Below are 9,118 nucleotides of genomic sequence, written 5' to 3' on the forward strand. Positions count from 1 at the left end.
AACTGCGGCCTTTGTTCACCGGCGGCTCGGTCACGGCGGGCAATGCCTCGGGCGTCAATGACGGGGCGGCGGCGCTGGTTCTGGCCTCCGAGGCAGGCGCGCGCCGCCACGGCCTGACCCCCATCGCGCGGGTGCTGGGCGGGGCTGCGGCGGGCGTGCCGCCGCGCGTGATGGGCATCGGGCCCGCGCCTGCGGCACAAAAGCTGATGGACCGGCTGGGCCTGTCGCCCGCCGATTTCGACGTGATCGAGCTGAACGAGGCGTTCGCGGCGCAGGGTCTGGCCTCGCTGCGCCAGCTGGGGATTGCGGATGATGACCCGCGTGTGAACCCGAACGGCGGCGCCATTGCGCTTGGCCATCCGCTTGGCATGTCGGGCGCGCGCATCACCGGCACGGCGGCGCTGGAGCTGCGTCTGACCGGCGGCCGCCGCGCGCTGGCCACCATGTGCATCGGCGTGGGCCAGGGCATCGCCATCGCCGTCGAGCGGGTCTGAGGGGGTCAGACAGACCGGCGGCGACGGAAGAACTCGGGCGGCTCGCCTGCCTGATCCAGCAGCCAGTCGATGAAATGCCGGGTCTTGGCCGCGACCGACAGGGTCGTCGGCCAGACCACGTGAAACCCCGCCCCCGTCGGCACCGGCGCGCGGAACGGCTGGATCAGCCCGCCGCGCGCCAGCTCATCGCCCAGAATCGGCACCTGCCCCATCGCCAGCCCCAGCCCCTGCTGCGCCGCGCTGTAGGTCAGCAGCGAGCTGTCGAACTCCACCCCCTCGCGGAACGGCAGGTCGATCCCGGTATGTTCGGCCCAGTCCTGCCAGGCGCGCCTGCGATAGCGCGAATGCAGCAGTTCGGCGCCCACGACATCGGCAGCCGCCCGCAGCGGGTGGCGGGCCAGATAGCCGGGGCTGCAGACCACATCGACCTCTTCGTCGAACAGCTTGCGCGAACGCGCCTCGCGCCATGTACCGCCGCCCAGCTGGATCGCTGCATCCAGATGGGTGCCGCGAAAATCCAGCGGCGCGACGGTCGTGTCCAGCCGCACCCGCAGATCGGGATGGCGGGCCTGAAAATCCGGCAGGCGCGGCATCAGCCAGAAATGCGCCACGCTGGGATAGACGCGCAGCTGGATCGTGTGATCCGTCTCGCGTTCCACCACGCGCTGCGTCACCCGCTCCAACTCGTCGAAGACCGCCGCGATGTCGGCGCCAAAGGCGCGCCCCACCTCGGTCAGCCGGACCGAGCGTGATCCCCGCTCGAACAGCTGCACGCCCAGATAGTTTTCCAGAATCGAGATCTGGCGGCTGATGGCGACCTGACTGACCCCCATCTCGGCTGCGGCGGCGGTAAAGGTGCGGTGCCCGACCGCCACCGAAAAGGCCCGCAGCGGGTTCAGCGGCAGGTTGGGTCGTGTCTTTGCCATAACCTGAAATCACCCCCGCCCCATATTCGCCATGTTTTACGCCCGCCACATTAGCCTAGATTGGGGGCAGACCCAAGATGCAGGACCACAGCGATGGATTTTTCCCTGACCGACGAACAGCGGATGTTTCACGACAGCGTCACCCGCTTTGCCCAGACCGAACTGGCGCCGGGCGCCGCCGAACGCGCCCGCGCCCATGCCTATCCCTGGGACGTGGCGCGCAGGATGGCGGATATGGGCCTGATGGGCATCGCCCTGCCCGAGGCGGATGGCGGCATGGGCGGCACGCTGGTCGATGCGATCATCGCGATTCAGGCCGTGGCCGAGGCCTGTCCGCGCAGCGCCGACGTGATTCAGGCCGGCAATTTCGGCCCGGTGCGGACCTTCGCCGAATTTGCTACGCCCGACCAGAAGACCCGCTATCTGGGCCCGATCCTGCGCGGTGAGGCGGTCATCTCGCTTGGCATGACCGAGCCCGAGGCGGGATCGGCGGTGACCGAATTGCAGACCTCGGCCACGAAGGACGGCGAGGATTATCTGGTCAACGGCACCAAGATCTTTGGCACCCACAGCGCCGAGGCGGAGGTGTTTCTGGTCTATCTGCGCTTTGGCCCCGGTCTGGACGGCATCGGGTCGGTGCTGATCGAGAAGGGGACGCCCGGTTTCACCATCGGCCAGCCCTCGGGTTTCATGAATGGCGAGGATTGGGCGCAGCTGTATTTCGACAATGTCCGCGTGCCTGCCGCCAATGTGCTGCTGGGCGCGGGGGGGTTCCGCAAGCAGATTGCGGGGTTCAATGTCGAACGGCTGGGCAATGCCGCGCGTGCGGTCGCCGTGGGGCGGCACGCCTTCAATCTGGCGCGCGACCATGCGGCGGGGCGGCGCCAGTTCGGGCGCCCGCTGGCCGAGTTTCAGGGCATCCAGTGGAAATTCGCCGACATGGCGGTGCGGCTGGAATCCGCGCAACTGATGCTGATGCGCGCGGCGGTGAATGCGGGGGACGGGCTGCCCTCGGCGCAGGACACGGCGCTGGCCAAGCTGGCCTGCAACGAGGCGGGCTATTTCGCCGCCAATGAGGCGGTGCAGATCCTGGGCGGTCTGGGCTTCAGCGAAGACAGCACGGCGCAATACGCCCTGCGCCGCACGCGGGGCTGGATGATCGCAGGCGGTTCGATCGAGATACTGAAGAACCGCATCGCCGAGGGCATCTTTGGCCGCAGCTTTTCGCAGCGCCCGCCCAAGGGCGCATGAGGCTGGCCCGGCCTCGCGCGGCTGGGCCGGGTCACATCACCCCGCCATGAACATCGGCCCGCCGCGATGGCGTGGAAAGCCATAGCCGGTGACCATCACCACGTCGATGTCGTCGGCGCTGTCCGCCACGCCCTCGGCCAGAATGGCGCGGCCCTCGGCCTGCATGACCGACAGGATGCGCTCCATGATCTCGGCGTCGGAAAACGCGCGCCGGGCGCGGCCCGCGCGGGCGCTTTCTTCCGCGATGATCTGCGCGACCTGCCGGTCGGGCTGTGCCTTGCCGGTGCTGTAGTCATACCAGCCCCGCGCGGCCTTGCGGCCAAGGCGGCCCGCCTCGCACAGGCGGTCGGCGATATGGGCATAGCGTTCGTCCGCCGGACGGGTCGCGGCGCGGGCCTTGCGGGCGGCCCATGCGATGTCCAGACCGCTCATGTCCTGCACGGCATAGATGCCCATGGCGAACCCGAACCCCTCCATCGCGCGGTCGATCTGTTCGGGCAGCGCGCCCTCTTCCAGCATGAATTCGCAATCGGTGCGATAGGCGTTCATGATCCGGTTGCCGATGAAGCCGTCGCAGACCCCCGCCACCACGGCGGTCTTGCGCAGATGCCGCGCCAGCGCGCCCGCCGTGGCCAGCGCACGCGGGCCGGTATGGGCGCCGCGCACGACCTCCAGCAGTTTCATCACATGGGCGGGCGAGAAGAAATGCAGCCCCAGCACGCGGGACGGATCGCGGGTGGTCAGGGCCAGCGTGTCCACGTCCAGATAGGACGTGTTCGTCGCCAGTACCGCATCGGCGGGCATCACCGCGTCCAGACGGGTGAAGACCTCGCGCTTGACGTCCATGTCCTCGAACACGGCCTCGATCACCAGCGGGCAGTCGGCCAGTGCTGCGTAATCCGACCCCGTGGTCAGCCGCTGCAACGCGGACAGGTCGCGCAGCAGCCCGCGCTTGTGGCTGGCGGCCAACAGGTCGGCCACGCGAGCCTGCGCCTTGTCTGCGGCCTCGGCGTCGCGTTCGATCAGACGCACGGCGGACCCGGCGATCAGCAGGGCGGCCGCGATGCCCGCGCCCATGGTGCCGCCGCCGATGACGCCGACGCGGGCCAGATCGGCGGGGGCTGCGTCGATGTCGCGCAGGCTGCGGCCCGCATTGCGTTCGGCAAAGAAGATGTGGCGCAGCGCGCGCGACTGGTCCGAGACCGACAGGCGCAGGAACCGCGCGCGTTCGCGGGCCAGCGCATCCCGCGCGGGCAGGTCGGCGGCGTCGCGCAGCGCGGCCAGCGCCTCCAGCTGTGCCTCGGCGCCGCGCGATTTGCGGCGCAGGGCCTGCTCCCGAGCGGGCCAGTCGATCGCCTCGGCGCCGCGCACGGGGCGGTCCAGCAACGGCGCGGCGGGCACGTCCATCGAGGCCGCCTCGGCCAGCAGATCGCCTGCGGCGATACGGTCGATCAGGCCCGAGGCCAGCGCGGCCTCGGCGGTGACGGGCTTGCCCGACGTGACCATCGCAATCGCATCGACCATCGGCATCAGACGCGGCAGCCGCACGGTGCCGCCCGAACCGGGGATGATCCCCAGCGTCACCTCGGGCAAGCCCAGTTTCGTGCCCGGCGCGGCAATGCGTGCGTGACAGGCCATCGCCAGTTCCAGCCCGCCGCCCAGAACCGTGCCATGTAGCGCGGCGATCCACGGCACATCCGATCCCGCGATCAGGTCCAGCACATCGGGCAGATAGGGCTCCAGCGGCGCGCCCAGCTCGCGGATGTCGGCGCCCGCGACAAAGGTGCGGCCCGCGCAGGACAGGATCACCGCCCGCAGGTCCGGCGTGGCGGCGATCTGCATCGCGGCATCGCGCAGACCGGCGCGCAGGGGCTGGTTCAGGGCGTTCACGGGCGGATTGTCGATCCGCAGATGGGCAATGCCCTGGGAAATCGTCAGGCTGACCGGCTGCATATGTCCTCCTCTCGCGGACGCCCCCGGATGGCGGCCCCGCTTTTGCTATCGGCTTAGCGCCCCTGCCCGCAAATGTAACATAACCATTGATCAGGCATGGACCCGCCTTATTGCAGTTGATGCAAGCGCCGGGCAGGACGATGCTGCCCCCCAAGGGAGAAGACGCATGATCACGCTGCATGTTCAGGCTGACCCGCCGGGGCGCCCGCCCCTGTTGCTGGTCCACGGGTTCCTGTCCAGCCGGAATCACTGGCAGCTCAACGGCTTGTCGGATGCGTTCCGCTGCATCCGCGTCGATCTGCCGGGCCATGGGCGCAGCCCCGCGCCCGATGACCCGGCGCTGTATCACCCCGACGCGCTGGTCGGCGCGCTGGAGGCTGTGCGCCGGGATCTGGGGATCGACCGCTGGTTCATCTGCGGACAGAGCTTTGGCGCCGGGCTGACCCTGCGCTATGCGCTGAGCCATCCGGACCGGGTGACCGCGCAATGTTTCACCAACGCCAATGCGGCGCTGCGCGAGGCATGGACCCCGGATCTGCTGGCCGCGCATGAGCGCCGGATCGCCTCGGTCGCCGAGGACGGGCACGCGGCCCTGCGGCGATTTCCCTATCACCCCGCCCATGCCCGCCGATTTCCCGCAGCCATCCGGGCCACGCTGGCAGCGGATGCCGATGGCTGCGACATTACCGGCATCCTGCATCTGATGCGCCACGCCATGCCCCGGCTGTCGGTGATGGACCGTTTCGCGCAGACCCGCGTGCCCACGCTGCTGGTCAACGGCCTGCGCGAGCGCAGCTTTCAGCCCGCCCGCGACCGCGCCGCCCGCGCCCTGCCCGCCATGGCGGTGGTCGATCTGGAGGGCGGACATTCCGTCAATATCGAGGCGCCCGCAGCCTTTGACACGGCGCTGACCGGCTTTTTCTTGACGGGAACTCCCCATGCAACCCAGACAACTGGCTGAGCCCGCCGCAATCTATCTGTGGGCCATCGCAGGGGGGGCGCTGTTCAACAGCATCGGCGCACCGCTGCCGTGGATGATCGGGCCGCTGATCGCCACCGCGCTGCTGTATATCAGCGGTGCGACGCGGTTTGTCGTGCCGGTGAGAACCCGGCCCGTGGGGCAGATCATCGTGGCCGCACAGGTCGGGCTGTCCTTTTCGCCCGCAGCAATGGCGGTGCTGTTCGATCTGGCGCCGCTGCTGATCGGGATGGCGCTGGCCACGGGGCTGTGCGCCGCGCTGGCCGCGCTGGCGCTGGCGCGGATGTCGGGGATGGGCGCGGTGCCGGCGCTGCTGTCCACCATCCCCACCAGCCCGGTCGAGGCCGCCGTCATCGCCGAGCGGTTCTCGCTGACCACCGGCCCGATCATCTTTGCCCAGACGCTGCGCATCGCCTCGATCGTGGTGATCGTGCCCATCGCCATGTATGCGGTCGAGGGCTGGCCCGATCGCGGCATGGCCCTCACCGGCACGCCGAACCTGCCCGGATCGGCGATGCTGTTCGGGGTGGCGGTCGCCGTGGCGCTGACCTTCCGGGCGCTTGGTATCTCGAATCCGTTCTTTCTGGGTGCCCTGGCCGGCTCGGCGGGCCTGACGGCGGCGGGGATCGCGCCCGCACCCTTTGCGCCGGTGGTGCTGGCCGGGGCGCAGATCCTGCTGGGCACATGGCTGGGCTCGACCTTCCGGCGCAGCCTGTTCCGCTCGGCGGGGCGGATGATCGGCGCGATTGTCGTCTCGACCCTGCTGTTTGTCGCGCTGACCAGCACGGTGGCGGTCGCGCTGGCCGTGGTCTTGCAGATGAACTGGGAAAATCTGGTGCTGGGCGCCGCGCCGGGGGGCGTCACGGAAATGGCGCTGACCGCGAAATATCTGGGTCTGGACGTGGCGCTGATCACGGCGTTTCACCTGGTGCGCATTTTCCTGATCGTGCCCTTCATCCCCGGCATCGCCCGCGCCCTGCATCGCCGCTGGCCATAGGCATGGCCGCGCCCGCGCAGCCACAGGACAGCCCGGGAATCATGCGATCAGCGCCCCACAAGGGGCGCGTCAGGCATCGCAAAAAGGAAAAATGGTGGGTGATAAGGGATTTGAACCCCTGACATCTTCGATGTGAACGAAGCGCTCTACCACTGAGCTAATCACCCGGTGACGCGCCTTCTAGCGGCAGCCGCGCGCCGTGGCAAGAGGCTGAGATGGCCGTTTCAGCGGATTTGACCGCACTGCCACAACCAGCGCTCAGTCGCCACGCCGGCGCAGGCGCAGGGTGATGACCTCGCGCCCCCGTCCATCGCGTTCGGTCGCAATCCGCGCGCGACCCAAAGGCGGCACAGCAAGGGTCTGCCCCGAAGACAAAACCCGGCCCAACTGCGCCAGCGTCGCCTCGATGATCGGCCGGGCCTCGGCACGCCGGGCGCCGGTCTCGGCCAGCACACAGTCTATGAAATCGCGCTTTTGCATGACCTTTGCCGTGCGAGGGTCGGCGCAGCTGGCGTCATGTATCCCTGACTCGTCCCGAGGTCTCTCGCTCATTGCTGATCCTCCCTGATCGGACAGTTCCAGCCTAGCGTAACCTAACGCTACGTCAACAAATTGTGTTAGATATATACGAAATGGCCGGAGGCGATCTGACGCCTCCGGCCCGGTTCCGTATCAGACTGGCCTAATGTGCGACGGACTTGCCCTGCCCGTCATCGGTCTGACGCGAGGCCAGACGCGCGGCCTCGGCGGCTTCCTCTGCCGCTTCATCCCATTCGACAGGCTCGGGCATGCGGGTCAGCGCGTGGCGCAGGACTTCGCGGACATTGCTGACGGGGATGATGGTCAGCCCCTCTTTCACATTGTCCGGGATCTCGGCCAGATCCTTTTCGTTGTCCTGCGGGATCAGCACCGTCTTGATGCCGCCGCGCAAAGCCGCCAGCAGTTTCTCCTTGAGGCCGCCGATGGCCAGCACATGCCCGCGCAGCGTGACCTCGCCGGTCATGGCGACGTCCTTGCGCACCGGAATGCCGGTCATCACCGACACGACCGAGGTGACCATGGCGATGCCTGCCGACGGCCCGTCCTTGGGCGTTGCGCCCTCGGGGACGTGGACATGGATGTCGCGCTTGTCGAATTCCGGCGGACGGACCCCGATTTCCGGCGCGACCGAGCGCACGAAGCTGGACGCCGCGTCGATCGATTCCTTCATCACATCGCCCAGCTTGCCGGTCGTCTTCATCCGGCCCTTGCCGGGCAGGCGCAGCGCCTCGATCTGCAGCAGATCACCGCCAACCGAGGTCCAGGCAAGCCCGGTCACGACACCGACCTGATCCTTTTCTTCGGCCAGACCATAGCGGTGGCGGCGCACGCCCAGATATTCCTCGGCCTTGGCCACATCGACATCGACAGATTTGGCCTTGCCCTTGAGGATCTCGGTCACCGCCTTGCGGGCCAGTTTCGCGATCTCGCGTTCCAGCGACCGGACGCCCGCCTCGCGGGTGTAGTAGCGGACCATATGGGTCAGCGCCTCGTCGGTGACGCCGAATTCGCCCTTGCGCAGACCGTTGGCGGCGATCTGCTTGGGCAGCAGGTGACCGCGCGCGATCTCGCGCTTTTCGTCCTCGGTGTAGCCGGACAGCGGAATGATCTCCATCCGGTCCAGCAGCGGGCTGGGCATGTTGTAGCTGTTGGCCGTGGTCACGAACATGACGTTGGACAGATCGTATTCCACCTCAAGATAGTGGTCCACAAAGGTCGAGTTCTGTTCCGGGTCCAGCACCTCCAGCATGGCGCTGGCCGGATCACCCCGGAAATCCTGACCCATCTTGTCGATTTCATCCAGCAGGATCAGCGGGTTGGTGGTCTTGGCCTTTTTCAGCGCCTGAATGATCTTGCCGGGCATCGAGCCGATATAGGTCCGCCGGTGGCCCCGGATCTCACTTTCGTCGCGCACGCCGCCCAGGCTGATGCGGATGAATTCGCGCCCCGTCGCCTTGGCGATCGAGCGCCCCAGCGAGGTCTTGCCCACGCCCGGAGGCCCGACCAGCGTCAGGATCGGCCCCTTCAGCTTGGTGCTGCGCGCCTGCACGGCCAGATATTCGACGATGCGTTCCTTGACCTTTTCCAGCCCGAAATGATCGGCGTCCAGAATGGCCTCGGCCCGGCCCAGATCCTTGCGGGTGCGCGATTTCACGCCCCATGGCAGGGCCAGCAGCCAGTCCAGATAGTTGCGGCTGACCGTCGCCTCGGCGGACATGGGCGACATGGATTTCAGCTTTTTCAACTCGCTGTCAGCCTTGTCGCGGGCCTCTTTGCTGAACCTGGTGTTGGCGATCTTTTCTTCCAGCTCGGTCAGTTCGTTCTGACCATCCTCGCCGTCGCCCAGTTCCTTCTGAATGGCCTTCATCTGCTCATTCAGGTAATATTCGCGCTGCGTCTTTTCCATCTGGGTCTTGACGCGCGACTTGATCTTTTTCTCGACATGCAGGACCGACATTTCGCCCTGCATCATGCCATA

Annotated in this window: 7 protein-coding genes, 1 tRNA gene and 1 pseudogene; 4 read left to right on the forward strand and 5 right to left on the reverse strand. The window is 67.6% G+C overall.

The genetic code is table 11. From position 1 onward, the window contains the following. A pseudogene (locus tag ACK41U_RS18355) lies at positions 1-494 on the forward strand (3-oxoadipyl-CoA thiolase); the annotation flags it as partial. Positions 495-499: 5 nt separating this feature from the next. On the opposite strand, the gene ACK41U_RS18360 reads toward ACK41U_RS18355, so the two are convergent. Then, on the reverse strand, positions 500-1,420 hold the full coding sequence (locus ACK41U_RS18360) for a LysR substrate-binding domain-containing protein (protein WP_409683416.1): 921 nt from the start codon (positions 1,418-1,420) through the stop codon (positions 500-502). Between the two features lie 93 nt (positions 1,421-1,513). On the opposite strand from ACK41U_RS18360, the gene ACK41U_RS18365 reads away from it, so the two are divergent. Then, a complete protein-coding gene (locus tag ACK41U_RS18365) occupies positions 1,514-2,671 on the forward strand; it encodes an acyl-CoA dehydrogenase family protein (protein WP_409683419.1) in 1,158 nt (385 codons plus the stop codon). A gap of 36 nt (positions 2,672-2,707) precedes the next feature. Here the strand turns inward: ACK41U_RS18365 and ACK41U_RS18370 are convergent, their stop codons facing one another. Next, complete coding sequence (locus ACK41U_RS18370; protein WP_409683422.1) at positions 2,708-4,624, reverse strand: 3-hydroxyacyl-CoA dehydrogenase NAD-binding domain-containing protein; 1,917 nt, start codon at positions 4,622-4,624, stop codon at positions 2,708-2,710. 166 nt (positions 4,625-4,790) lie between these two features. Between ACK41U_RS18370 and ACK41U_RS18375 the strand changes: the two genes are divergently transcribed. Next, complete coding sequence (locus tag ACK41U_RS18375) at positions 4,791-5,585, forward strand: alpha/beta fold hydrolase (RefSeq protein ID WP_409683425.1); 795 nt, start codon at positions 4,791-4,793, stop codon at positions 5,583-5,585. Beyond that, positions 5,563-6,600 (forward strand): AbrB family transcriptional regulator, encoded by a 1,038-nt coding sequence (locus tag ACK41U_RS18380; protein ID WP_409683428.1) that lies wholly within the window; start codon positions 5,563-5,565, stop codon positions 6,598-6,600. Before ACK41U_RS18375 ends, ACK41U_RS18380 begins: the two co-directional genes overlap by 23 nt. Positions 6,601-6,692: 92 nt before the next feature. On the opposite strand, the gene ACK41U_RS18385 is transcribed toward ACK41U_RS18380, so the two are convergent. From ACK41U_RS18385 to lon, 3 genes are all read right to left on the reverse strand, one after another. Further along, a tRNA-Val gene (locus ACK41U_RS18385) sits at positions 6,693-6,767 on the reverse strand. Between the two features lie 91 nt (positions 6,768-6,858). Then, positions 6,859-7,152 (reverse strand): DNA-binding protein, encoded by a 294-nt coding sequence (locus ACK41U_RS18390; protein ID WP_409683431.1) that lies wholly within the window; start codon positions 7,150-7,152, stop codon positions 6,859-6,861. 130 nt (positions 7,153-7,282) lie between these two features. Next, the coding region (lon, locus tag ACK41U_RS18395; RefSeq protein ID WP_409683434.1) for an endopeptidase La at positions 7,283-9,118 on the reverse strand (1,836 nt) is incomplete at its 5' end.

Origin of the sequence: Paracoccus sp. (in: a-proteobacteria) (genome assembly GCF_046289755.1) — a bacterium.
Lineage (GTDB): Bacteria > Pseudomonadota > Alphaproteobacteria > Rhodobacterales > Rhodobacteraceae > Paracoccus.